The organism is Tumidithrix elongata BACA0141 (assembly GCF_036349135.1).
Lineage (GTDB): Bacteria > Cyanobacteriota > Cyanobacteriia > Pseudanabaenales > Pseudanabaenaceae > Tumidithrix > Tumidithrix elongata.
Genome location: NZ_JAZBJZ010000011.1, coordinates 37594 through 61728, shown reverse-complemented (window position 1 = coordinate 61728; position 24135 = coordinate 37594). Strand labels below are relative to the sequence as shown.

Here is a 24135-nt window from a genome sequence, read left to right as displayed (position 1 = left end):
AGAAAGCATGAAATTCACAACATCTTTGGTTCTGACCTTTAGCCTTTCACTCGGCTTGATTTCGCCTGCCTATGCCTACACAGGTCTGGGGAAAAACAGTGTGGATGCAGCTACGCTCAAACGCTATGCACCGCCTGCCCTAGACCCTGCGATCGCCAGACAAATTGAGGCAATCTTAGACGTGCGATCGCCTGGGCTAGGATTCCTCACCCCCAATGGCAAGAAATTGTTTTTTGGGTGGGCAGCAACGGGTTCATCCCAAGTGTGGCGAATTGATGGGGCGCAACGCTTTCCCGTGCAAGTCACGGGCGGACAAGATTCCACCTCGATGGTGGGCATCACACCCGATGGGCAGTACTTGCTATTATCACGCGATCGTCAAGGCGAAGAAAATGCAGGGCTTTATCTTCAGTCCACCCAAGGTGGGGCAGTGCAGGAGATCCAACATCAGCCCAAGGTCAAAACTTCGCTGCAATACATCGCCGATGATTCTCGCACGATCTATTTCTCTGCCAACGATCTGCGTCCCGACTCCTATGCAATCTATCGCTACGATCTGCAAACAAAACAGAAAACCCTGATTTTGGCAGAATCGGGCGTGTGGTGGATTGCGGATGCATTACCCAATGGGAAATTCCTGTTTGGCAAAGCCACGGGGAGCCAGTCGCGGGAATATTATGAATTTGACGAGACCACCAAGCAACTCACCCCTGTTTTAGGGCAGGGCGAAAAGGAAGATTATCGGGCGGAATTTGGCGCTCATCCTGGGGAATTGTTGGTACTGACTTCAAAATTTGACGAGTTTCGCCGCCTCTATCGCTATATAAAAGACCCAGTAAAAGATTCGGCAAAAGATTCAACGAAAGACCCAGTAAAAGATCCCGTGCGTGGCAAATTCTCACCGATTACGCCAGCAATGCCTATGGATATCTCTAGCTTTGATATCGATACCACCAAGCAACGCATTCTCTATACAGTCAACGATCGCGGGTATAGCCGTCTCGAAGCGATCGATGCGCGGACATTTCAACCCATTCCACTTCCCCAATTTCCCCAAGCCAATCAAGTCTATGCAGGTACGACCACGCATGACGGTCGCTTTACCACAATTGGCGTGGAGACTGCCAAAGCCCCCCGCACCAGTTATGTCTATGACTGGTCAACCCAAACCTTGACCCAATGGGTACTCCCTAGCACCCCAGAAATCGATCCCAACGAGTTTGTCGCTGGTACGTTGGAATCCTATCCTGCCCGTGACGGTACGCAGATTCCCATGTTTGTCTATCGCCCAAAGCAGTGCCCGCAAACCTGCCCTGCGATCGTACATTTTCATGGTGGACCTGAAGCCCAGAGTAAGGCAGGCTTTAATCGACTGGCACAAATCTATGTCAAAGCAGGGTTTATCTATGTAGAGCCTAACGTGCGCGGCAGTGAGGGCTATGGCAAAACTTGGTTGAATGCAGACAATGGCGCTAAACGGTTAGAAGTGATTACCGATATTGAAGATGCCGCCCTCTATATCCGTGCGAATTGGCAAGTGAATGGCAAACCGCCCAAGATTGGCGTGATGGGAGGGAGTTATGGCGGATATTCGGCACTGATGGCAATGACAAAATTTGCAGGCAGCTATGATGCAGGGGTATCCATCGTAGGCATGAGCAATCTGCTGACCTTTTTGCAAAATACCGCAGCAGCAAGGCGACTCTTACGAACTTCTGAATATGGCGACCCCGATCGCGATCGGGCTGCCTTGATTGCTCTCTCTCCGATTACCTATGTAGATCGGGTGAAGTCCCCTTTGCTAATCGTTCAAGGGGCAAACGATCCGCGCGTACCTGTGGGGGAAGCAGTACAAATGCAAGCGGCACTAGAGAAACGCCAGATTCCATCCCAGTTGATCGTATTTCCTGATGAGGGACATGGTGCAGGCAAGCGTAGCAATCAGGTCTTAGAGATTGGGCATACCCTACGTTTTTTTCAGCAACACTTGCAATAGATGCGGTGATATTTTGGCTCCGTAAGGAACCCCATGATGAAAATGATTTGGTACCTTCGTCAGTACCAAATCATTCAGATGTTTCCACCAAATCAGCAGTTATTCATTGGCTTTAGTACAACTACGCAGGTGGTGGTGGCGGCGGTGGTGGCACTACAGGAGGAGGTGGTGGTGGTGGCGGTGGTGGTGGTGGCGGTGGTGCTACAAATATAGGTAATGTCGGAAGAATACCAACAGAGGGACTTTGTATGCGTACCACAGATATATCTCCTTCAGGAGACATATCAATGATGTTACTGCGAAGCCTATTGCCGTCATCATTGTAGTTGTCGTTGAAAACATTCGTTCCTTCCGCAAAAGCAGTAGGAGTTAATGTGGGAAGCAAAGGGATAAAACTAAAACTAGCAAGGGCAATAGCTATCCATAATTTTTTAGACATAACTAGTCTGCCTCCATGGCAGTGTTTAGAATATAAAAAATGATTTGGCACTGATGAAAGTACCAAATCATTCAGGTGTTTCCACCAAATCAGCAATTATTCATTGGCATTAATTTAGCCCAACTACGCAGGTGGTTCAGGAGGCGGAGGCGGTGGTGCTACAGGAGGCGGGGGGGGTGGCGGGGGTGGTGGTGGCGGGGGTGCTACAAATATAGGTAATGTCGGAAGAATACCAACAGAGGGACTTTGTATGCGTACCACAGATATATCTCCTTCAGGAGACATATCAATGATGTTACTGCGAAGCCTATTGCCGTCATCATTGTAGTTGTCGTTGAAAACATTCGTTCCTTCCGCAAAAGCAGTAGGAGTTAATGTGGGAAGCAAAGGGATAAAACTAAAACTAGCAAGGGCAATAGCTATCCATAATTTTTTAGACATAACTAGTCTGCCTCCATGGCAATGTTTAGAATGTAAAAGTTGTTCTGATCGCACCGATAGTGATCGTATCGCTACCTGTACGATTGCCTGGATTGAATAGGAAAATCAAACCTGGCGTAATACTGATATTGTTAGAAATTCGATAGCGATAAAACACTTCTAGATGGGTTGTGGCAGTGCTCTGCCCACCCGCTGCGGCTCCAGATGTTGCCGATAGTGGATTGCTGAGATAGTCAGGAACGTTGCTATTGCCACTCAAGTCACTACCTGTGATTTTAGGCAGTTGACCTACATAGATGCCCCCCAAATTACCATCCTTAAATAGATCGGGGAAAGTTAGATAAGACATCCAGTTAAAGGTCTGAACGCTGCCTGACAAACCGTTGACTGTTGAGCTGGTAAAGCCAACCCATCCACCAAAGTTAAGCTTTGGCAAAATTCGCCAGTTCAATGTACTGCCAAAGGCATCTGTATGCGTTGGTAACGTCCCCCCCAGAGTGTTAATTGCCACAATGTCATCACCCACACCTGTATTTAATCTACCCAATCCTGCATTGTTTGTATACGAGTGGAGATAATACAAGGCGATATCTACAGGATCGACAGGTGCAAATACAAATTGTGCGCCTGCGGTATAGTTTCCACCAAACAAGCCGCCATTACCATTCGCCGTTGCTGGTGCAGACGCTGCATAAACACCTTGTAAACTCATGGTTTTGCTGATTTGCCAGTCAAATCCAACCCCACCCGTTGTGTTACCAAGCCCTAAAATCGGATTGCGCTGAGCAAATAATGAGATGGAGCCTTGTCCAGCACTCTGATAACGATTGGGCCCCCGAAAAACCGTGATCGGGTTAACGCCCGCAGGTCCAACAATAACGGCGAGGTTATCGGTAACAAGCGTGCGATAGGTTAAATCGCTGAGGACAACGGCGTTGCCCGTATCTCCTGTGATGGACTCGTAGCCTAACCGCGTAAATAAGTTGTTAAAGCCACTGTTTCCAGTTGCTGCTGTGGAGATATTGCCAATGCTAAGCCCTGTAAGCAAAACGTTGCGGCGATCGAACTGCGTTAAGAATGTGAGTTCGACATTGCTGCCAAGCGTGAGGTTGGTTCCAGTGTCAGGGGTACTTACACCAACAATTCTGGAAGTATTATTTGTCCGTCCTTGTAAACCAAAGATGGCTTGTCCGAAAAGTTTGGTGGTCGTGGAAAATTGCTGGGCTTCAAGTTTTGCCGTTTTAGCTTCTAGGGCATCGACCCGCCCGCGCAGGGTGGCAAGTTCGGCAGCAAACTCTTCTTGCAGTTTCTGTAGAGCCGCTAGGTCTTCTTTACTGACTTTATCAGCCAAGCCTGCGGAAATAATTTCATTAATCTTATCGAGACAGGCATTCAGACCCGCAGCAAATTCATAACGACTTAAGGCTCTTTGACCGCGATAGGTGCGATCGGGATAGCCTGCAATGCAGCCATAGCGCTCAACCAGAGATTGCAATGCTGTAAATGCCCAGTCGGTGGGACGAACGTCACTTAGCTGCGAAACGGAGGTGACATTCTGTGCGGTTTTATTGGTGGCAGGTATGACTTTCTCTTGACCGATCTTTTGAATCAGAACCGATTCTGTTGATAGTTCGCGGGCGGGAGCAGTTTTTTCTTGCGGACGCTTGAGCATCGGATCGCTGCCGATCGCTTGAATCAAACTCGAATCACTTGCCTTTGCGGTATTGGTTGGAACGGGTTTGGTTTGGGCTTGGGCAATACCCCCGATGAGCGTGGAAGATGCGATCGCTGCCCCAAACCACAATAAATTCACTTTGCGCCGATCTTGACGATTGTTAATTTCCTGAAATCTAAAGGACATTTGACGACTCCTGACACACTCTTAACGCACGCTATAGATAATACATGGAATGTGGAGATATGAGATAAATATGAACACACAACGCAATAATTCTCATTTGGGGATAAGAAACTATTAAAACCTTGCACGCAGAGGGGGTGAGGTTACTTGCAAGCCCCAAACACCTATAATCGATCGAGCTCGTCCGTATTAAGAATTGCTTCCTATAAACTTTTTGAGGGGATTTGGGGATTTCAGAGATTTGCGATCGCGTTAAGTCATTAACAATTCGTTACAATAGTCTTAGCAGCTTATAAAAAACTCCTATGCACCTAACTTGGCTAGACAGCAATTCTTGGTCGATCGAATTGGGCGGACAACACATTTTGCTCGACCCTTGGTTGGTGGGTAGTTTGATGTTTGGCAATGCGGCTTGGCTATTTAAAAGCGATCGCAAGACCCCTCGCTCGATTCCTGAAAACATTGATTTGATCCTGTTGTCGCAGGGTTTAGAAGATCACGCCCATATCCCTACGCTAAAGCGGCTCGATCGCCAGATTCCTGTGGTGGCTTCTCCCAATGCGGCAAAGGTCGTGAAGGAATTGGGCTATACCCAAGTCACAACTTTGGCACATGGCGAAACCTTTACCCTGCCCCAGCAACTGGAAATCAAAGCCGTCCCTGGATCGCCTGTAGGCCCCACCGCTGTAGAAAATGGCTATATTCTGCGCGATTTGGTCAATGGAACTTCTTTATATTACGAACCCCACGGTTATCATTCCCCTACGCTCAAGGATTCCGCGCCTGTGGATGTGGTGATTACGCCAATTATCGATCTAAAGGTTCCATTACTGGGAGCTGTAATTAAAGGGCAAAAAGGAACCTTACAGGTAGCCCAGTGGCTTAAGCCACAAGTGATTTTACCTACAGCCGCAGGTGGAGATATTACCTTTGAAGGATTGCTCCTAAAGTTCCTAAAAGCCGAGGGTGGTGCGAAGGAGATGCGATCGCTGTTGGCTCAAAATGGCATGACTACAGAAGTGATCGAACCAACCCCTTGGGAACGATTTGAAGTGCCTCTAGCTCAGAAATCCTGCATTTAGAATCAAGCTAATACACAAGCTAATACATTCGATCTAAAGCGCGTTCGCCGCCCCAAGTTTCCACGATTTCATCATCATATCTATCCGCAGTTTCCAACACCGATGAGACAGAAGTATGGAGCTCCTTGCGATCGCAGGTAGAACCCACCAAGGTCGAGTGAAATCGAATATCGCCATCGTCATCTACGCTAAACACGCCAAACTGTAACTCAGAGTTTTGCTTTAACAAAAATCGCATCAGATCGGCAGTTAGCTCTGCTCCTGTAACCACATAAGACCAAGTAGCAATAATTGCCTCCGAGTTGCCCCAAGGCAGCACCTCCACCATTGCCGTTGCCGACCCCATCGGCAAAATAAAGATCGGCAGATCGTAGGGTGGAATCGCTAAGTTTTCATACATTTCATGGAGCCAAGGCTTAATTTTTTCGTAACAAACTTTTTGGGCGATGGTTGCAAACTTCATCTCGACTCTGGGGTTAAGGCCTTTACAAAATATTTAGATGGCTTGATATCTGAGCGCTAAGAATAGAGATAGCGTTAACGTAAAGTTAACTGCTTCTTATTCTGCCGAAATTCTGACATTTAATTGGTAATTTTGACTACGCTATGATGTCTCTTGGTTACTTATTGCTTACTTACTCAGATTTATCTACGGGTAAAATTTATGACGGCAAAGACAAACTATATTGACTCAGAGCATTATCGCCAAATGCTGGTCAGGGATGGCGATCGCCGCTTTCATGAATGGCACACCAGTTTTTTAAAATACCAACAAATGTTTCTCAATCGCGGTAAAACGACGAAACCTCAGGATATATCGACATAAATCGAAAACTTTCGCAAAATACCTGTATCAATTTGCAACAAGCCTCTAATACAGCGCGTCTTCAGATTTGGCTAAAGATTGGCTAACCACTTTACAGCATGAACCCAGAGCGATCGTCGGACACTTCCAATATTTCCCCAGACGCGGAGTTAGCCCAATTGCAGCCGATCAAGGCGCATCTGGACTTGGTGCTCTTGGCATTAGAAGCCCTCACGGGGATTGGCTCTGAGGCGATGCTACAAGCGGCTGAAGATTTAGGCTTACATGAGGTACTCAGCGATCGCATTACACTTTGGCGACTGCGGCAGGCAAGCCCGTTGCGTAAAGGCAAGGGGGGACGCAAAAAGTTGGACGTCGATGAAGCCAGAGCCATGACCCTGATCAGCGGGTATCTGGCCGTAAAAAGTCAGTTCGGCATTCGGAATGCAGTGGCACAGTTGGAGAAATGTACGGCAAACAAGCGCCCACCTTACAAAGAGGCAATCTTGGGGGACTATCTCGACCAGTTTAACAACCTCTATCAAGAGCGCATGGCAGAAGAAGATCAACTAGCCCCCGAAGCATTACAAAAGTTAGCGTTAAAATTATTAATAGACCTATTGTTTTATAGTTCGCCTACGGGTTCTCGCCATCTTTGGGTGGCTTTATTAGAGCGCAGCCGTTCATGAATTCTCAATCCCAGACATCCCAAATGCGTCGCTACGATCTGCCTACCTGTTTGCTAGAGGTGTGGTCAGAGCGATCGCCCCTGTCAGAATGGACAGATCGTCCTGTTGCCAAAAATCTCCGCTTCCGCCTGCGGATCGAGCAGCAAACACAGCAAAAGGTGATTAAAGGGAATCAAAGCCAGATGACAAGGCTGATTGAGGCAGTGATTACCCATGTCGATCGCTTGTTAAGTAGCGATCGATTGCCCGATCTCACCCATACCCTCACAATTCCGAATTTTCACGCGCTCAACTTGAGTACGCTCCAGCTATTCGATCTGTTTACAAGCCTAGAGCAATGTGCCGATGAGATCGCCATCTTGCCCAGCCTTGAGCTAGAGGTCAGACGGGTAACGCCTGCTTGGCTAAAAATTGTGGCAGTGGCGATCGCTTCCGTTGGTGTAACCTTAGGTGGACTACGCCTGTTGACGCCGCAGTCTCCCAGCTTACAGATTGCTTCCACACCTAATTCTAATGTGGGTTCTAGTTCCGAACAAGCCACTTCTCCCCAAGCCAGATCGGGTGTGGGCAGTGCCAAGACTAGTCCAAATCAAGGTTTAGACAAAGACCCCAGTAAGGCTCCCAATGGAAATGTGGCGATGCAGCCCAGTCAGCCAAATCTCAGCCAACCAAATTCCAATAAGACCGCTCCACTTCCTTCAGTCCAAACGCCATCGCAGGGAAATGGGAGAACGCAAGTTACACCGAATATTGGCTCTACAACTCCTACAACTCCTACGATGCAACCGAACTTTGGTACTACGGACGATCGCTTCCGCCGCCCAGAAATCGATAAGGTATCTGTAGCACCTCCTGCTTCTGTGAATACTCCTAGCGGCGCTCCTGCTCCATTACCTATGCGGGCAAATCCAATCGTACCGAATTTGGAACCTAAATTGGAAGAAAGACAGCAGCCTGAAACGTCGGTACAATCGGGTCATGCCACAGTTCCTTCCCCATCGGGAAGAGATCTGGCTGCGGAAAGAAAAGTAGACGAAACTACTTCAGGTTCGGTAACTTCAAGCACAACCAAACCTGTAGAAGATGCGATGCCCAGACTTCAAGATCGCGATCGCCCTTCTGCGATTAAAGTTGTCAGCCTAGAGTCTGTCGATACTGAGATTGGGCTGCGCAAAGACACCTCAAATGCTTACATCACATCCCTTTCTGAATATTTGCAAACCCTGCGGTTGCCTTCAACTTTACGTGGAAGAATCGAAATCGAATTGGTGCTACGCGATCGCCATGTGGAATCCGTTGCGATCGATACGCAATCCTCGAATTTTTACAATACCGATAGCAAAGCATCGGTGGATGAGATTCAGCGATCGCTGCTTAACTGGACTGTACCTCAAGCCCTTCAGGGAAGTGTATCAAATGCTCCTGTTAAATTGCGATTAGTTCTACAAATCCAATAGTGCTTTCGCTTCTATGGCAGACAGTCTATGAGGTTTTCCCGAATCTCTGAAACTAGATGGAGGGGTAGATCGAGTTCTCTAGATAGACAACGTCAGTTCGGGATAAGAGAACCTGAAACGCTATACATCCCAAGGATCCCCCCCCAGCCTCCCTTGAAAAAAGGGGGGAGAACTCACTTCCCTTTTTCAAGGGGAGCAAACCCCTCGGTTCCAGCAAGTCGGCTTGCTTTGTTCCAAAATCTTTAACCCGAACTAAAGCTGAACGATTAATAATTTACACAATTGGGTGCAATAAAATCTTCGCGCACCCAGCCTCTGGTTCGACTTGGGGTATATTCCACGTAAAACCAAGTTGCGCCTTCGCTATCTATACGGCTAATGCGATTTCCAGAATAATTATTTAACATATTCACAACTTGACCGACCAAGATAAAACCTGGGCTGCCATATTCGGTTCCTGCTCCTGTCCGCATATTCACACGCGAACCCTGCTGTCGCCCTACAATTTCGACATTGCAATCGCTCCGTTCTTGGGCAGCAGCGATCGGGGTAAATTGGGGCAAAAGTGTGGCTGTAGATGCGATCGCGGCGAGTAATAAAGCTTTAATGTTCATAGATTTCATGTTTGACGAACCAGTGGTTAGGGTGACGATCTTCCTAGCTCGCTTCATGGTACTAATGCTTACATTCTATATTTATCAAGGGGTAAGCAAAAAATTTAGTTTCCAATCAACTTTCCCAAATGGGGGTAACGTATCTTACTCTTTACTGTATCTCCACTGACTCCATTTCTAATGAATATGTTCCGCGAAGTCAGGAGAAAAATTAATCCTTTATACAGCCGCGATCTCATCAATTCCTTAAAGTTAGTGGGACTTTATCTGCATACACTTTGCTCAGTGTAACTCGCATTACTCGCGCTCGGTCAAATTCACCATTTAATTATGGCTAGACTCCAAGGCTCCTAGAGCTTTTAAGGTTTCCCGTTGTGCATTGGTTAAGCCCTGAATTCCATCGAGTTTCATGCCTTCATAGGGACGAGGTATTCTTAGGGTTTGCAAACACTTGTAGTTTTCTAGATCCCAAACCTTAATGCATTCATCCATACTGCCGCTAACTGCAATCAATTTTGGAACACCTTCCTGACTAAGCGGAACCGAGCCGACCTGCATTGTATAAATGACCTCCGCGTGACCTTCCATAACTTGAAAAATCTCACCTGTCTCGATGTTCCAAAGCTTAAGCGCACGATCTAGACCAGCACTGATGATAAATTTAGCATCGGGGCTAAACTGAATGGCAAAGATCGCACCCTGATGCCCGACAAAGGTGCGAAGACATTTCCCTGTCGCGACATCCCAAAGTTTAAGTGTTTGGTCTAGGCTGCAACTGAGCAACCAAGCCCCATCAGGACTAAACTTCACAGACCAAGCACTATTTTTATGTTCGTTGAAGATGCGATCGCATTCATAGGTTTCAAGATTCCAAATCTTAACGATTCCACTAAAATCACTGCTGGCTAGTAGCTTCCCATCAGGACTAAAAGTAATACCAGCGATCGCACAGGGATAATCATCGAATGTTCTCAGACATTCCCCCGTACTAACATCCCACAGCTTTACGGTATGGTCGTAACTACCACTAGCCAGTTTGGTTCCATCGGGGCTAAAAGCGACTGACCATACCCAACTCGTATGCCCAGAAAAGGTTTTGAGGCAATTCCCTGATTGGTAATTCCATAATTTTACTGTCCAGTCTGCACTACTACTAGCCAATAAAGGGGCAGGTGATGATTGCGAACTTGAAGGTTGAAAAGCAACAGACCAGACCCTATTTGTATGCCCACGTAATGTCTGTACGAGCTTGCCCTCACGAATATCCCATAGTCTAATGGCTTGATCTTCGTAGCCACTTGCTAAATAACCACATCCTTTATTAAGGTCAGTAGAATTGAGAGCAAGGGATAGCACTGCGTTTGTATGCCCTTGAAAGGTTTTGGTACAGCGATCTGTTTTTAGATCCCAAAGTTTGATCACGTGATCGTCACCTCCACTCGCCAGCAGAGATCCACTACAGTGAAAAGAAACAGACCAAATGCGACTACTATGCCCAAAGAAAGTCTTGACGCATTCTCCAGTCGAGATGTCCCAACATCTGACTGTTTTGTCATAACTGCTGCTGGCTATTTGCGAACTATCGGGGCTAAAAGCAATATCTGTGACGAGTTGCCGATGTCCAACCAAGGTTTTGACCAGCGTTTGAGTGGTGGCATCCCAGATTTTAATCGTATGGTCAAAGCTACCACTCGCGATCAAGCTACCATCAGGACTAAAGGCAATAGATCGCATCCAGCGTTCGTGTGCTTGCCATTCACAACGGCAAGTGCCTGTGGCAACGTCCCATAGCCGAATTATACAATCTTCGCCAGCACTCGCTAAGGTTTGACCGTCGGGACTAAAAGCGAGACTCCATACACGTCCGCTCAGACCGTCTAAGGTCATAATCTCAGGATTTTGGGTTGTGGGTAAAGCCGACCATAGGCGAATCGTGGCATCTTGACCGCTACTGGCGATCGTTTGACTGTTGGGGCTAAAAGCCACAGCGCATACAATATAGCTATGCCCAGTATAGGTTTGTAAGCATTCTCCCGTTTCAACATCCCATAACTTGACTAGATAGTCATCGCTGGCACTCGCAAAGTATTGATGGTTAGGACTAAACGCGATCGCCCAAGTCCAGTGTTGGTGACCTCGACAGCGTAGGAGGAGATCGCCTGTATAGGTATCCCAAATCTGAATTTCACCTTTGGTGTCACTGCTGGCTAAATACTTTCCATTGGGACTAAAGGCAACGTTGAGCACACCGCCAAAAGTATTGGCAAAAGCAGTTTGAGTGACTTTTGCCCCCGTAAAATCTGTGTCTTGTAAAGAGGCACTGAGAAGATATGCCTGTCGAATATATAGGTTAGAAAAGTCAAAATTTTTAAGATCGGTTTTTAAGTAACAAAATAAATTGAGTAAGTTCCCTGCCGCATAGCCTGTTTGAGATTCTGTGCGATCGCGGAGAGCCGCCAAGATATTTTTTAGGTGTTGTTCGAGTTGAGATTTGGTTTCAAAATGACTTAAAAGCCTTTCGACTAAAGGATTAACAATGAATTGAATTTGAGCATCGCGCACGTTATCTTGCGTCTGGGATTCCACAATCGCATAGGTTATCAAAAGATCCAGTTTGCCCTTGATAATTTCTTGCTCTAGATGTTGAATGAAGCGTTCTGTGACATATTCCATAATCACAGGTTGTTGGGTCGAACCTACCTCACAGGACTCGATCAGCGATCGCATGTAAAGCGCTTCTAATGCCTCTGATAATTTACGTGAAGGCACTTTCGGCAAAATTTCTGTTTCTAGCTTTGTTGGTATGACGCCTTCGCGATTAATCGCCAGCCAGTTCATGACCTTTTGTTGAAGCGGAGACAAACCCTGAAACTGTTCCTCCAGTAATTCCCATAAATTATTAGAAACAGTACTGCCTTGTGCTAGAAATGCCCGAGCATCGCCAGCCCAAAGGGTCTTGATCGTGGTTGCGGCTAATTTGAGCGCCAGGGGGTTGCCACCGAAGTGATTAATGAGATCTTGACTCTGAGATGCTGTAGTTTCAAGACCTTGGGCAGCCAGAAGTTGTTGACCTTCAATTCCTGATAGTCCTTGTAACTGTAACGCTCGGATGGGAATATTTGTTCCTTCTCTTACAGCAAGACCGCTTGGTTTTTCGCGGCCCGTTAAAACAATGCAGCTCTGGTGCGCGTCATCACAGATGCGATCGAAGAGTTGACGATACTCCTCATATCCCACTTGATAATCCCCACTGCGATCGCCAGATTGCAAGATTGACTCAATATTATCGAGAATCAGCAAGCAACGTTTTCGTCTCAGCACTTCCATCAGGGCTGCAATGGAACTTTCGCCAGCCTCTGAATTGGTTAAGCTTGGTAAAATTTCGTCGAGCAAAGCATTGAGGGGTGGAGCTTGCCGTAAACTTCGCCAAACGTAGATATCAAAACGAGAGCGAACTTGTTGAGATAATCTCTCAGCAAGTGTGGTTTTACCAATCCCCCCCAGTCCAAAAATTCCAATCAAACGACAGGGCGTACCAATCCATGCTTCGAGCGTTTGTAAGTCTGTTTGCCGACCGTAAAAGGAAAGATTTTTCTCTTCTTGCGGCTTGATTCGATCTATATCTGCCTGATGTCTCCTGTCACGGAGCCTGTCAGAATTTCTCTTTAGAACGGTGCGGAAATTTTTTTTAGTAACACTTTCCCCCAATGCTTTGGTCAGCTTTCTCCAAATTTCCGCCCCCTCGCGTTTAATATGCTGTTCGCCATATGTAGTTTGCTCGGCAATTTGAGCATAGCTCAAGCCCTCCCAAACCAAATGAAAGATCTTTACTTGTAGATCGTCAAGGTATTCTGGCGCGATCGCGGTATCCACCAACTCAATAGCTTCTTCTAAATTCATCTCAGGAAGGACGTTAACTACATTTGCTTAAAAGACGACCCAAGAGTTTTTGGGGGATACCTTATGGATATAATTTAGAGCTTTGCCACGATCCGACGAGAGAAGATGCCCCTTTCTTAATCATTATTCATCAAACCTCTCCAAACTTGCTACTTTTTGCTACTTTTTGGTACTGCTAATCTCAAATGTTTTTTATAGAGTAGTTGTTGTAAATCATAACTTAAAAGTTTAGAAGACTTTCTTCTATGTTTCAAACTAACAAAGATTGGTTCTTCTGCATGATTTATTCTTCAAATTTTCAGAAGAAGTTAATAAGAAAAATGGCAAGAAAACTATCCATTGTTATTAGTGAGGAGATGTCACTAAGCGGTTACGAAGCTGGAGTTATGTATGACGTTCTTAAAGCAATTGCTACCTACAATGCCCAAGTGACAAGTGACGAACAGCGCATTGAAGTGGCTGTTGCTACAGATGCGGTGTCAGGTCACCCCCCTCTTCTAAATCATCTTTGTAACATTGAATCACAAAAGGAGCTACACAATAGCGCTCCTAGTAATGCTAGGGAAAAAAAAGTAAGTATGCATCAGCTACCTCACTTTAGGTTAAGCCTAAAAACCGTAAGTTCTCCTTGCTAAATATAGAAATTGAATGAGAAGGGAGAGACGTAAATCCTATCGATTAGTTTTCGGTTAGATACATTCGGTAATCGCAATTATTTCACCTTAATCATGAACCCCTTACAGTCGCTAATTGCATCTATTTCTGTTCTTTTCAACAAGAAACCCCTGAAAGATGTCAAGCAAGTTGTTTTAACCGAAGCGATTTCACTCGCCATCCAAAAAGAGCAACATGAAAAAGGTCCAGACCTGAGGCATCAGCATCCTAAAAGTCATGGGCTTCTGCATGGATCGTTTACGGTCTTGAGTAATATCCCCGATCGCTGCAAATTTGGGGTGTTTGCCACGCCTAAAACCTATCCGATTTGGGTTCGCTATTCTAACGGTTCGACGGCAAAAGAGCGAGGCGTATTTAAACCCGATCCCGAAGGTGATGTCAGGGGCATGGCGGTTAAACTCATGGATGTTGGCGGTCGCAAACTTTCAGATGACGAGCAACATACCCAAGATTTTATTCTTGCCAATTACCCCGTCTTTTTTCTCAAGGATGTTCAAGACTATGTGGACTTCGCTACGTTTAACGCCAAGCCTACCCCTGAGCTAAAAGAAAAGCTTACTCCTGCTTTTAAGCTTCTTCAGGCGATCGATGCCCAAAAGGTGGGGAATCCCCTCCTTATCCGTTACTGGAGTACGACTCCTTACAAACTTGGGTCTACTCCGATTAAATTTTTAGTAAAACCCCATAAACCAGAAGTTCCCCCTGATTCCCTTCCTGATTCCCCTAACTATCTGCGCGAAGCGATGGTTAAATTTTTTGCCACTACAGAAGAATCGGTCAAATTTGACTTTCAAGTTCAGTTTTATGTTGACGACGTCAAGACGCCTGTTGAAGACCCGACCAAAGAATGGCATGAGGCTGATTCCCCACCAATTACGGTTGCCACGATTGAAATTCCCAAGCAAGCCTTTGACTTTGACGAACGTAAGCGATTGGATGAGGGTCTGTCATTTAATCCTTGGCATGCCCTGCCCGATCATGAGCCCCTAGGCAGCATCAATCAGTCGCGCAGGAAAATTTATAAAGACAGTGCAAAACACCGCCGCGAGTACATGCAAGGACGCTCTAAAGAACCTCAACCCTACTCAGTCATTCACGATGACCCTAAATAACAAGTGGAGAGACTAGAGGCGATCGCTTTCCTCAATCTGAATGACCCTCATGGCGGAGCCAATAACAATATGAAACCTTATCTTCCCCAAAACGATCCAGAGCCCCAACAGCGCCGCAATTATCTCAGCCACCAACAACAGGCCTATCGGTTCGACTATGACTTTCTGTCGCCTCTGGTATTCCTGCAAGAAGTCCCTGCTGTTGAGAATTTTTCAGCGAAATATATTGCGGAGCGGGTACTCGCCACCGCTGAGATCCTGCCCAATATGCTGGCAGCAAAAGGGAGGGATTTTCTAGATCCGTTTGACGAGCTACAGGATTATGAGGATTTATTTACGGTCTTGCCCTTACCCAAAGTTGCGAAAGTCTATCAAACCAATAGCTCCTTTGCCGAGCAAAGACTTTCGGGGGCGAATCCCATGGTGATTCGTTTATTGCAAGCAAACGATCCTCGCGCCGAAGTTTTAAAGAAGATTCCTAGTTATAAAAAAGAATTTGAGCCATTATTCGATGTTCCCAAAGAATTAGCGAATGGGAATATTTATATTGCCGATTACACGGGAACCGATGCAAACTATCGCGGGCCTGCTTTGGTGCAGGGGGGAACCCATGAAAAGGGTAGAAAATATTTGCCAAAACCACGGGCGTTCTTTTGGTGGCGACAAACGGGCATTCGCGATCGCGGCAAGCTCGTACCGATCGCCATTCAATTAGAGATCGCTCCTGACAGCCATGTTTATACGCCTTTCGATCGCCCCCTCGATTGGCTGTTTGCAAAATTTTGCGTTCAGATCGCTGATGGCAATCACCATGAGATGAATTCTCACTTGGGGCGAACGCATGTGGTGATGGAGCCGATCGCGATCGGCACTGCCCATCATCTGGCAGAAAACCACCCCCTTAGCTTGCTGCTCAGACCCCATTTTCGGTTTATGTTAACCAACAACCATCTTGCCCAAGAGCATCTAATCAATCCTGGGGGAGATGTCGATGAGCTGTTAGCAGGTACTTTGGCAGAGTCTTTAGAATTAGCCAAAGATGCCTATGAGGGCTGGAATTTACGCGACTTTGCATTTCCCACAGAAATCAAAAACAGAGGATTAGACGATCCCGATCGCCTACCCCACTACCCCTATCGGGATGATGGCTTGCTTTTATGGAATGCGATCTATACCTTTGTGTTTGGCTATCTCAACTATTTCTACCCAACGACACAAGCGATCGTGGATGATTCCGAACTCCAAGCTTGGGCAAGGGAATTGTCAAGCCCTAAAGAAGCCAATGGAGGAAAAGTCAAGGGCATGCCCGATCGCATTGATACGGTGACCCAACTGGTTGAAATTGTGACTGCGATCGTTTTTACCTGTGGTCCACAGCATTCAGCCGTGAACTTCCCTCAGTATGAATATATGGCTTTTGCGCCAAATATGCCTTTAGCCGCCTATAGAAATATGCCCGAGCCTCATGAACTAATTACGGAGAAGGAAATCCTCCAATTGCTTCCCCCTTACAAGCGAACTGCTGACCAGCTAAAAACGCTTTACAGTTTGGCAGCTTATCGGTATGACCGATTGGGCAACTACGATAAATCCTTTCAGGAACTCTACCATGAGGACTATAGGGACATCTTCGCAGGGACTCCCATTCTCGATTTGCTCCGACAATTTCAACAGGATCTGAATGCAGCGGAACAGGAGATCGATGCCGACAATCAAAAGCGCATCGTGCCCTATCCCTTTCTTAAACCTTCTCTAGTACTCAATAGCATCAGTATTTAGACTTTATGGGGAATGGAAGCATGAGTACGCTTCCCAATTCTCTAATCCTCTCTATGAAGATTAGAGCGCGAAAGTAAACAAATATTGAATATTTTTTAATCAATTATGACAACTACTCTTCTTGAAAACCAAGGTAAAGTTCGGTCTCTAGGAAAGGTTCAAGCAAAAACAAGAGTTAAGTCCCTAGATAAGATTCAGATGAAAACGCAGGTTAAGCCCCTAGATAAGATTCAGACTAATGGACGCAATCTACATTACGAAACCTTTGGCAATCCATCCGACCCGGCAGTTCTCTTGATTTGCGATCTTGCTTCGCAATGCCTAAGCTGGTTCCCATATTTTTATGAACCCATCGTCGAACAAGGCTACTATGTCATTCGCTTCGATCATCGAGATATTGGTTTATCTGATTGGGTTGACCCTCGTGAGTGGCAGTCAAATCCCTACAGCATTGAAGATATGGCTAAAGATACCATTGGTCTTCTCGATGCCTTACATATAGAGAAAGCCCATATTATCGGTGCGTCGATGGGAGGCATGATTGCTCAGCGTATCGCGATTAGTCATCCTACTTATGTGCATACGCTCACCTCTATGCTCTCTGCTGCTGAAGCTAGCAAACTTAAGTTCAATCTCAGCCTTCTTCCTGCTTTTGATGCATTTAGGCCTCCTTTAGAGGTGCACCTCAAGTTTTGGTCTATGCTGGCTGGAACTCGCTATCCATTTGACTGCAAACCCTATCAAGATTTGTACCATGAAGGCTTTGTAACGCGCCAAGGCTATAATCCTCAGTGCTTTATTCACCATCTTGCGGCAGTTCAGCTTTCTGGTACGCGCCTCCACGAACTGGGACGGATTCAAGCTCCTACAATGGTTGTGCATGGAACCGAAGATCCCCTGATTTCTGAAGCCCATGCCTCAGTCTACGCACAGGAGATTCCTAAAGCGACCTATTTAGCTCTAGATGGCGTGGGGCATGAAATCCCAGAGCCAATTGCTCCCACCGTTCTATCTGCAATTTTTAACCTTTTCTCAAAGATATAAAATCATCTAAACATCATCGTCTAGACACCATCGTTCTAATCGTTGAAACCATGGGGAACGGATTCCCAAAATGATTGCTAACGCAGGCAGTAAGGCCAACTGTCCGACAACACCGAGGGAAGAGCCAAGGGTTGCCATGGATAAGATACCTGACTGCGCCCGTTCAAACAGCACGATCGCTAAAACAACCAGTAACCCAGCGATCGTGACAACCGTTCGCCTTGGAATATTGCCAATTCTAATTTGTAAGGGTTGTCTCAGCCAAGCTACGCCCCATCCTCCCAAACGCCCCACACTAGTCAGCACTAGGGAAGGTTCGATCAGTTCTGGCAAAAATAGAAGTGCAAACCAAAAGCTCGGTTGCAGTCCTAAACTGTAGACTGGGAAAAGACTGGCACGTAATTCTAAATAGCGACTGTAGAGCATTGCCACTAACCATTGCAACAAAAACTGAGGGATGCTCAGCACATATTGCGGGTTCCTTACCAGTTCATCCACACTACCGAGAATATTGGTAAGTCCATAGGCAAGCAAAATTAAGGTACCGTACAAAAGCACTAGTCCCAAGGCGGAAGTTAATTTCTTAGGAACGTTCAATGCATAGTTCGCGATTGGTAGCAACGCCGCACAGAATAAGGCAAAATTGCTTGCCCATATGCCTGCGATCGCACCCGTAATCCCTAAAAGCAACCACAAGCCCGCGATCGCAGCGATCGACCAGCTAACCAGATATTTCCATTGAGATGGCGACCTCATCCCTAAACCTTGAATAGCATAGGCACTGGTTGCCAAACCTCCCAGAAATGTTGTGACCAAACCCAGTACGTAAACAGGAGCGATCGGAGGTAACGGCTGTTTGGGTAGGTTAAACGCTTGAGTCGCCCAGTTCGCGACTTCCTCTATTAAAAGAGGGTCGTAGGGTTCGATCAAATGATCTACGGTTGGCGATACGGCAAAACGACGGGCTCGACCCTTGGCAAAATCACCCACCGTCTGAAATTCGGCGATCGCGCTTCCTGTGGCTTCGCGTAACATCTCGCGCATCAAACGGGGTGGGTGGAACTGTTCGTACAGACCTCCTCCAATTAGTAAATTGGGTGGTGCGATCGGATTCGCATCGCCTCGCATTCCTAGGACAATGGTGGCGATCGTGCGGCTATCCACCCCAGCCAAATTTAGGGCTGTCGCACCGCCCATCGAATGTCCGCCAATACCAATCTGTTGTGGATCTAGATTCTTTTTGTAAGCCCTGACAAAAGCGACAACGGCTCTGGCATCATCCAAATTCTTGTCCTCAGAAAAGGGGCGGGCATAGGATTCGCCAAAGCCCCCCGAATCGTAAGCAAGGGCAGCGACCCCATGCCGCGCCAATTCGATCGCGAGGGGAGCCATCATTTCTTTGGTAGAGCTAACCCCATGACAGAGCAAAACCACTGGGTACTTTGCCAGATCTGATTTCAGGGGGGAGGATGGGGTGTATAACTTACCGACAAGGCTGCGGTTTGCATCGATCGGAATTTTTAGAGTTTCTAACTGCACCATGCTGGAGGAGTTACCCATCCAGCAAAAAAATAATCCGACACAAAGAACCAGACAGCTAACTATAAATCCCTTGCGATCGAGCATGCTAGGACTTCCCCTGATTTTGCATGTGAAGCTACCCCCAAAAAACACTAAAAGCAAAGCACTAGAGGTATAAACCCACTCTATGATTAATTGGTGAAACTTGTTACAGACAAGATTTAACTCTTAAGGTTTTGACAGCGATCATTTTGCTCTGCTAGTCTGACTTAATCTGACTCAAAAATAGGTAAGCAAAACAGTGGATATTCAGATTGGGCGTGGTAAAACGGCGCGGCGAGCCTATGGCATTGACGAAATCGCTCTAGTACCAGGGAACATTACACTCGATCCCAATGTTGCCGATACATATTGGGAAATTGGCGGTATTCAACGAGAGATCCCGATTATTGCCAGTGCTATGGATGGCGTTGTGGATGTTGAGATGGCAGTACGGCTCTCCGAATTGGGAGCCCTTGGTGTGATTAATCTTGACGGCATTCAAACTCGCTATGCTGATACTGCACCAATTCTCGATAAGATTGCCTCTGTTGGCGTGACCGAGTTTGTCGGCTTGATGCAACAACTCTATGCCGAACCTGTCAAGCCTGAATTGATTCAGAAACGGATTCGCGAGATTAAAGATCGTGGTGCGATCGCTTGTGCCAGTAGCACCCCCGCTAATGCTGAAAAGTATGGCGAAATCGCAGCAGCAGCAGGCTGCGATATCTTCTTTCTGCAGTCTACGGTTGTTTCCACCACACATATCGCTCCAGAAGGGCTACAATCCCTTAATCTAGAAGAATTTTGCCGTAAGATGCCGATTCCTGTAGTGATGGGCAACTGCGTCACCTACGAAGTAACCTTACAACTACTCAATGCTGGCGCTGCAGGTATTTTGGTTGGCATTGGACCTGGCGCTGCCTGTACTTCGAGAGGCGTACTGGGTGTGGGTCTACCGCAAGCAACGGCGATCGCTGACTGTGCCGCAGCTAGAAACGACTTTTTCAAGCAAACTGGAAAATACGTTCCGATTATTGCCGATGGAGGTTTAATTACAGGTGGCGATATCTGTAAGTCGATCGCTTGTGGTGCTGACGGTGTCATGATCGGTTCGCCCTTTGCTAGAGCCAAAGAAGCTCCGGGGCGCGGCTTTCACTGGGGGATGGCAACACCTAGCCCTGTTTTACCTCGCGGTACGCGCATTCGTGTCGGCACGACGGGCTCGATCGAGCAAATCTTGCGCGGACCGGCTGGGCTAGACGATGGCACGCATAATCTGCTAGGCGCACTCAAAACCAGTATGGGAACCTTAGGGGCAAAAACCCTCAAGGAAATGCAGCAAGTAGAAGTTGTGGTCGCCCCCTCCTTGCTCACAGAGGGCAAAGTCTATCAAAAGGCACAGCAGCTTGGTATGGGCAAGTAAGGCTAACTCTCAGGCGATCGAAAATGGCGATCGCCCATAAACACTTAGCAAGATTGTGAGATTGGGGTGATACATATCACCCTTTTGTCTTATAAAATTAGGAGTTAATCTTAAGATAGAGACTGACTTCTAAGTATTTCTACGCAAATAGTTTATAACTTGCGGTAGAAGAAGTTTCAAGGTAAAGAAAGTATATTAGCTTACATAAAATATTTGCTCTTTAGTAAATTTGATAAGCCGCCATGACATCCACAAAAACATCTCCTTTACGTGTTTTAGTGGTTGATGACCACGAGTTGACCAGATGTACGTTAAAGCTTGCACTTTCTCGTCAGTCATATATTAAAGCTGTAGAAGTGGCAAGCAACGGCAAAGAAGCGATCGCCAAAGCCCAAAAATGTAATCCCGACCTGATCGTGATGGATTTACATATGCCAGTAATGGATGGGTGGGCAGCCTCTAGTTATATTAAAAGTCAATATCCCGACATTAAAATTGTTGCCTACTCTGCGGCAGAGGGCGGTAAAGCTCGTGCCACAGAGAATGGAGCGACAATCGATGCCTTCTGTGACAAGGGGGCTTGTACCCTCAGCTTGTTAGAAACAATTAAGAACGTTGTTTAAGACTGTGGATTGAGAACTATCGTTCTACCTTCTGTAGGATAGCTAGGACAGCTATCCTATTTCTATGCTTACACTTTATAGTTCGCTACTTCCTTTTTGCTCAGTCAGCAACTTTGCAGCGATCGCACCGCCAATAAATCCAAACAGATGACCTTCCCAAGAGATACCGACTTGACCAGGTAGTACGCCAAAAATTAAGCCGCCATACATCATGCCAACAACGATTGACAAGGTGATTCCTACGATACTGCGTTCAAAGTAGCCTCGAAATAGTAAATATCCCAAGTAGCCAAAGATCATGCCACTGGCACCAATGTGGATAGCAGGTCTACCAAATGCCCATGTCCCAGCACCGCTAATAAAGGCTGAAATTATAGAAACGGCAAAAAAGTCTTTAGTTCCCCGCAACATCACCAACCATCCCAAGATCAAAAAAGGAACGGTATTGGCGGCAACGTGAGCAAACCCAACGTGTAAAAAGGGCGCGAACAAAATTCCTCTCAACCCTACGATCGTGCGAGGAAGGATGCCAAAATAATCGAGAGAGCCTCTTAAAATCACATCGACAATCTCTAAAGCCCAAATAATTGCTACAAATCCCCCCAAAATTGTGGCTTGAGTTTTGATCTCTGCACCCAGCGATCCTATTTTTTGCCGCATGATTTAATCTCCATACTTAACAAAACTAAGTTCTAGAAAGGTTTATAAGCCCTAATATACTCGAACCAAAGAATTCGTAGACTGAACTCAAGCCAAACAACTTTTTAAGCAAGTCAATAGGGTGTGAATTTGTGCAGTCGTATGGGTTGCCATGAGGGTAAGGCGAATGCGAGCAGTCGGCACGGTGGGAGGACGAATCGCTGGGGCAAAAATTCCCTGCTGTTTGAGGTATTCTGCCACTTTAAGGGTTTGCTCGGTATCTCCTACCTTGAGCGCGATAATCTGTGAGGCGAGATCGGAATTCGGGGCGATCGCTTTTATGGTTCCCAAGCCTTGCTTTAAAATCGCGAGATTATTCCAGAGTGCCTCGCGGCGTTGTGGTTCCTTTTGCACGATTTCGATCGCTTTCAGTGCTGCTGCCGTATCCGCAGGCGAAAGCCCCGTCGTATAAATCCAAGTGCTGGCACGATTGCGTAAAAAATCAATGAGTTGGGCTGAGCCTGCCACATAGCCGCCCAAACTACCTAAGGCTTTGCTCAAGGTTCCTACTTGAATTAATGGCTGGTGAATTCCCATAGCATTGACGACGCCCGCACCGCGATCGCCAAAGACGCCTGTGCCATGGGCTTCATCCACCAGTACCATGCAATTGTATCGATCCGCCAAATCCATAATTCCAAGCAGAGGACAAACATCTCCATCCATGCTAAATACGGTATCGGTGGTAATCAGGCATCGACGATGTAAATGGCGGTGTTGCGCCAAGTGGGTGGCTAAATCCTCAAGGTCATTATGGGCGTAATGAATTACCTTCGCACCGCTGAGCGTTGCCCCCTGTTTGAGACAAGCGTGATTATAGGTATCGGACAAAATCAAATCTCTAGCACCAACCACTGCCGCGATCGCCCCCAGATTTGCCAAATAGCCAGAACTAAAGACCAAAGCCGCTTCTGTCTGTTTGAACGCCGCGATCGCCTGTTCTAACTGGGCATGTAATGCCAAATGCCCCGATACCAATCGCGAACCCGTTGCCCCCGTACCGTAAGTTTCTGTGGCGGCGATCGCCGCGTCGATTAATCGGCGATCGCCTGCTAGACCCAGATAGTTATTGCTGGCAAACATCAACATGTCTCGCCCTGCCATATGGACGACGTCATCTGCTCGACTGGCGACAACTTGCGGCGATCGATACCAGTGAGCTTGATGGATAGTCTGCATGGAACGATCTATCCATTCATAGGCATGGGTCATATTAGGGCAATGTAAATTCCCGTTTGCGCAGTTCTTCTTCTAGCTTAGATAGATTTTGGCGATCGAAGACTGTGATCTGCCCAGAATTGGCACGCCCCGTATCGTTGTGTAATATTTCTATCCAATAGGCAAATTTTTCACCTAAGCGCAATTCACCTCTGAGGGCAGCAATCAAGGGACGGCTGTTTTCCACCCGCGATCGCTTGACCATATCAGCCGTCGGATAAGCATAGGTAACTTTTGCCTTACTAAAATCCCGCATCACCTCAGCGCCATAAATAGAACGCAGTGCCTCTTCCAATCGACTGCGGGTAACGCCATTGATAATGTCAAAAAAGCTAATTTGTTCGCTACGAATGGTATTGGCATCACCAGGGAGTTCAGCTAATCCCGGTAACAAGACACTCGCCTGAAACTGAAAGCGACGGGCAGCCGTATCGCTCTTGCGGATTAATAACCTTTCCCCTCTTTGGGGCTTGAGCGCAGGATGCACCTTGATCCAATCAGCAACTTGTTCGGGGGTTTGTCCTGGTAATGCATCGGCGGCATTTATATTACGAAAAGAAACAGAACCAATTCCCCATGATGGGATGAATAAAGCAAGCACCATTGCCGTAGTCGGCGCAATTAAGCTATGAATTTTGTTAATTTTAAATTTCACGTCCATCCTCCACACCAGATCGAGCAGCCAGGCAATATGAATGGGTCAAAGGATAGCATG

At 46.7% G+C, this 24135-nt stretch carries 21 protein-coding genes; 11 read left to right on the top strand and 10 right to left on the bottom strand.

Annotation, left to right across the window (positions count from 1 at the left end):
- Window positions 1-7: 7 nt before the first annotated feature.
- Entirely contained in the window at window positions 8-1996 is a 1989-nt protein-coding gene (locus V2H45_RS04720) for a S9 family peptidase (RefSeq protein ID WP_330482470.1), read from the top strand.
- A 121-nt stretch (window positions 1997-2117) separates the two neighbouring features.
- Here the strand turns inward: V2H45_RS04720 and V2H45_RS04715 are convergent, their stop codons facing one another.
- From V2H45_RS04715 to V2H45_RS04705, 3 genes are all read right to left on the bottom strand, one after another.
- On the bottom strand, window positions 2118-2435 hold the full coding sequence (locus V2H45_RS04715; RefSeq protein ID WP_330482469.1) for a hypothetical protein: 318 nt from the start codon (window positions 2433-2435) through the stop codon (window positions 2118-2120).
- Between the two features lie 123 nt (window positions 2436-2558).
- Entirely contained in the window at window positions 2559-2876 is a 318-nt protein-coding gene (locus tag V2H45_RS04710) for a hypothetical protein (protein WP_330482468.1), read from the bottom strand.
- 25 nt (window positions 2877-2901) lie between these two features.
- On the bottom strand, window positions 2902-4737 hold the full coding sequence (locus V2H45_RS04705) for an iron uptake porin (RefSeq protein WP_330482467.1): 1836 nt from the start codon (window positions 4735-4737) through the stop codon (window positions 2902-2904).
- Window positions 4738-5042: 305 nt separating this feature from the next.
- On the opposite strand from V2H45_RS04705, the gene V2H45_RS04700 reads away from it, so the two are divergent.
- Window positions 5043-5819 carry an MBL fold metallo-hydrolase gene (locus V2H45_RS04700; RefSeq protein ID WP_330482466.1) on the top strand — a complete coding sequence of 259 codons (777 nt, stop codon included), beginning with the start codon at window positions 5043-5045 and terminating at the stop codon, window positions 5817-5819.
- 19 nt (window positions 5820-5838) lie between these two features.
- On the opposite strand, the gene V2H45_RS04695 is transcribed toward V2H45_RS04700, so the two are convergent.
- Window positions 5839-6282, bottom strand: coding sequence for a T3SS (YopN, CesT) and YbjN peptide-binding chaperone 1 (locus V2H45_RS04695; protein ID WP_330482465.1), 444 nt, complete (start codon window positions 6280-6282; stop codon window positions 5839-5841).
- A gap of 201 nt (window positions 6283-6483) precedes the next feature.
- Between V2H45_RS04695 and V2H45_RS04690 the strand changes: the two genes are divergently transcribed.
- The 3 genes from V2H45_RS04690 (at window position 6484) to V2H45_RS04680 (ending at window position 8770) form a co-directional block, all read left to right on the top strand.
- The gene (locus tag V2H45_RS04690) at window positions 6484-6645 is read left to right on the top strand and encodes a hypothetical protein (RefSeq protein WP_330482464.1); all 162 of its coding nucleotides are present in this window, start codon (window positions 6484-6486) and stop codon (window positions 6643-6645) included.
- A 98-nt stretch (window positions 6646-6743) separates the two neighbouring features.
- Entirely contained in the window at window positions 6744-7313 is a 570-nt protein-coding gene (locus tag V2H45_RS04685; protein ID WP_330482463.1) for a DUF3038 domain-containing protein, read from the top strand.
- The gene (locus tag V2H45_RS04680) at window positions 7310-8770 is read left to right on the top strand and encodes a DUF4335 domain-containing protein (protein ID WP_330482462.1); all 1461 of its coding nucleotides are present in this window, start codon (window positions 7310-7312) and stop codon (window positions 8768-8770) included. The genes V2H45_RS04685 and V2H45_RS04680 overlap by 4 nt, the downstream gene beginning before the upstream one ends.
- A gap of 266 nt (window positions 8771-9036) precedes the next feature.
- Here the strand turns inward: V2H45_RS04680 and V2H45_RS04675 are convergent, their stop codons facing one another.
- Window positions 9037-9384, bottom strand: a complete 348-nt coding sequence (locus V2H45_RS04675) for an SH3 domain-containing protein (protein ID WP_330482461.1) — start codon at window positions 9382-9384, stop codon at window positions 9037-9039.
- A 324-nt stretch (window positions 9385-9708) separates the two neighbouring features.
- Window positions 9709-13284 carry an eIF2A-related protein gene (locus tag V2H45_RS04670; protein ID WP_330482460.1) on the bottom strand — a complete coding sequence of 1192 codons (3576 nt, stop codon included), beginning with the start codon at window positions 13282-13284 and terminating at the stop codon, window positions 9709-9711.
- Window positions 13285-13529: 245 nt separating this feature from the next.
- Between V2H45_RS04670 and V2H45_RS04665 the strand changes: the two genes are divergently transcribed.
- From V2H45_RS04665 to V2H45_RS04650, 4 genes are all read left to right on the top strand, one after another.
- Window positions 13530-13919: a hypothetical protein gene (locus V2H45_RS04665; protein ID WP_330482459.1), complete on the top strand. Its 390-nt coding sequence runs from the start codon at window positions 13530-13532 to the stop codon at window positions 13917-13919.
- Window positions 13920-14012: 93 nt separating this feature from the next.
- Entirely contained in the window at window positions 14013-15071 is a 1059-nt protein-coding gene (locus tag V2H45_RS04660; RefSeq protein ID WP_330482458.1) for a catalase family protein, read from the top strand.
- Window positions 15072-15140: 69 nt separating this feature from the next.
- Window positions 15141-16850: a lipoxygenase family protein gene (locus V2H45_RS04655; protein ID WP_408648727.1), complete on the top strand. Its 1710-nt coding sequence runs from the start codon at window positions 15141-15143 to the stop codon at window positions 16848-16850.
- Window positions 16851-16955: 105 nt separating this feature from the next.
- On the top strand, window positions 16956-17894 hold the full coding sequence (locus V2H45_RS04650) for an alpha/beta fold hydrolase (RefSeq protein ID WP_330482456.1): 939 nt from the start codon (window positions 16956-16958) through the stop codon (window positions 17892-17894).
- Window positions 17895-17900: 6 nt separating this feature from the next.
- Here V2H45_RS04650 and V2H45_RS04645 read toward each other — a convergent pair whose 3' ends face one another.
- Window positions 17901-19520: an alpha/beta hydrolase gene (locus V2H45_RS04645; protein ID WP_330482455.1), complete on the bottom strand. Its 1620-nt coding sequence runs from the start codon at window positions 19518-19520 to the stop codon at window positions 17901-17903.
- Between the two features lie 196 nt (window positions 19521-19716).
- Here V2H45_RS04645 and V2H45_RS04640 point away from each other — a divergent pair, with 196 nt between their 5' ends.
- Complete coding sequence (locus tag V2H45_RS04640; RefSeq protein WP_330482454.1) at window positions 19717-20880, top strand: GuaB3 family IMP dehydrogenase-related protein; 1164 nt, start codon at window positions 19717-19719, stop codon at window positions 20878-20880.
- A 242-nt stretch (window positions 20881-21122) separates the two neighbouring features.
- A complete protein-coding gene (locus tag V2H45_RS04635) occupies window positions 21123-21503 on the top strand; it encodes a response regulator (protein ID WP_330482453.1) in 381 nt (126 codons plus the stop codon).
- A gap of 75 nt (window positions 21504-21578) precedes the next feature.
- Here the strand turns inward: V2H45_RS04635 and V2H45_RS04630 are convergent, their stop codons facing one another.
- The 3 genes from V2H45_RS04630 to V2H45_RS04620 all read right to left on the bottom strand — a co-directional run bounded on the left by V2H45_RS04630 (window position 21579) and on the right by V2H45_RS04620 (window position 24075).
- Window positions 21579-22163 carry a rhomboid family intramembrane serine protease gene (locus tag V2H45_RS04630; protein WP_330482452.1) on the bottom strand — a complete coding sequence of 195 codons (585 nt, stop codon included), beginning with the start codon at window positions 22161-22163 and terminating at the stop codon, window positions 21579-21581.
- Between the two features lie 87 nt (window positions 22164-22250).
- Entirely contained in the window at window positions 22251-23414 is a 1164-nt protein-coding gene (bioF, locus tag V2H45_RS04625; RefSeq protein WP_408648726.1) for an 8-amino-7-oxononanoate synthase, read from the bottom strand.
- A 1-nt stretch (window position 23415) separates the two neighbouring features.
- Entirely contained in the window at window positions 23416-24075 is a 660-nt protein-coding gene (locus V2H45_RS04620) for a hypothetical protein (protein WP_408648725.1), read from the bottom strand.
- Between the last annotated feature and the right edge of the window lie 60 nt (window positions 24076-24135).

What these genes read in the sequence shown, in the direction of transcription:
- V2H45_RS04720 (WP_330482470.1), top strand. Translation starts at nt 8, where the DNA reads ATGAAATTCACAACATCTTTGGTTCTGACCTTTAGCCTTTCACTCGGC.
- V2H45_RS04715 (WP_330482469.1), bottom strand. Translation starts at nt 2,435, where the DNA reads ATGTCTAAAAAATTATGGATAGCTATTGCCCTTGCTAGTTTTAGTTTT.
- V2H45_RS04710 (WP_330482468.1), bottom strand. Translation starts at nt 2,876, where the DNA reads ATGTCTAAAAAATTATGGATAGCTATTGCCCTTGCTAGTTTTAGTTTT.
- V2H45_RS04705 (WP_330482467.1), bottom strand. Translation starts at nt 4,737, where the DNA reads ATGTCCTTTAGATTTCAGGAAATTAACAATCGTCAAGATCGGCGCAAA.
- V2H45_RS04700 (WP_330482466.1), top strand. Translation starts at nt 5,043, where the DNA reads ATGCACCTAACTTGGCTAGACAGCAATTCTTGGTCGATCGAATTGGGC.
- V2H45_RS04695 (WP_330482465.1), bottom strand. Translation starts at nt 6,282, where the DNA reads ATGAAGTTTGCAACCATCGCCCAAAAAGTTTGTTACGAAAAAATTAAG.
- V2H45_RS04690 (WP_330482464.1), top strand. Translation starts at nt 6,484, where the DNA reads ATGACGGCAAAGACAAACTATATTGACTCAGAGCATTATCGCCAAATG.
- V2H45_RS04685 (WP_330482463.1), top strand. Translation starts at nt 6,744, where the DNA reads ATGAACCCAGAGCGATCGTCGGACACTTCCAATATTTCCCCAGACGCG.
- V2H45_RS04680 (WP_330482462.1), top strand. Translation starts at nt 7,310, where the DNA reads ATGAATTCTCAATCCCAGACATCCCAAATGCGTCGCTACGATCTGCCT.
- V2H45_RS04675 (WP_330482461.1), bottom strand. Translation starts at nt 9,384, where the DNA reads ATGAACATTAAAGCTTTATTACTCGCCGCGATCGCATCTACAGCCACA.
- V2H45_RS04670 (WP_330482460.1), bottom strand. Translation starts at nt 13,284, where the DNA reads ATGAATTTAGAAGAAGCTATTGAGTTGGTGGATACCGCGATCGCGCCA.
- V2H45_RS04665 (WP_330482459.1), top strand. Translation starts at nt 13,530, where the DNA reads ATGTTTCAAACTAACAAAGATTGGTTCTTCTGCATGATTTATTCTTCA.
- V2H45_RS04660 (WP_330482458.1), top strand. Translation starts at nt 14,013, where the DNA reads ATGAACCCCTTACAGTCGCTAATTGCATCTATTTCTGTTCTTTTCAAC.
- V2H45_RS04655 (WP_408648727.1), top strand. Translation starts at nt 15,141, where the DNA reads ATGAAACCTTATCTTCCCCAAAACGATCCAGAGCCCCAACAGCGCCGC.
- V2H45_RS04650 (WP_330482456.1), top strand. Translation starts at nt 16,956, where the DNA reads ATGACAACTACTCTTCTTGAAAACCAAGGTAAAGTTCGGTCTCTAGGA.
- V2H45_RS04645 (WP_330482455.1), bottom strand. Translation starts at nt 19,520, where the DNA reads ATGCTCGATCGCAAGGGATTTATAGTTAGCTGTCTGGTTCTTTGTGTC.
- V2H45_RS04635 (WP_330482453.1), top strand. Translation starts at nt 21,123, where the DNA reads ATGACATCCACAAAAACATCTCCTTTACGTGTTTTAGTGGTTGATGAC.
- V2H45_RS04630 (WP_330482452.1), bottom strand. Translation starts at nt 22,163, where the DNA reads ATGCGGCAAAAAATAGGATCGCTGGGTGCAGAGATCAAAACTCAAGCC.
- bioF (WP_408648726.1), bottom strand. Translation starts at nt 23,414, where the DNA reads ATGACCCATGCCTATGAATGGATAGATCGTTCCATGCAGACTATCCAT.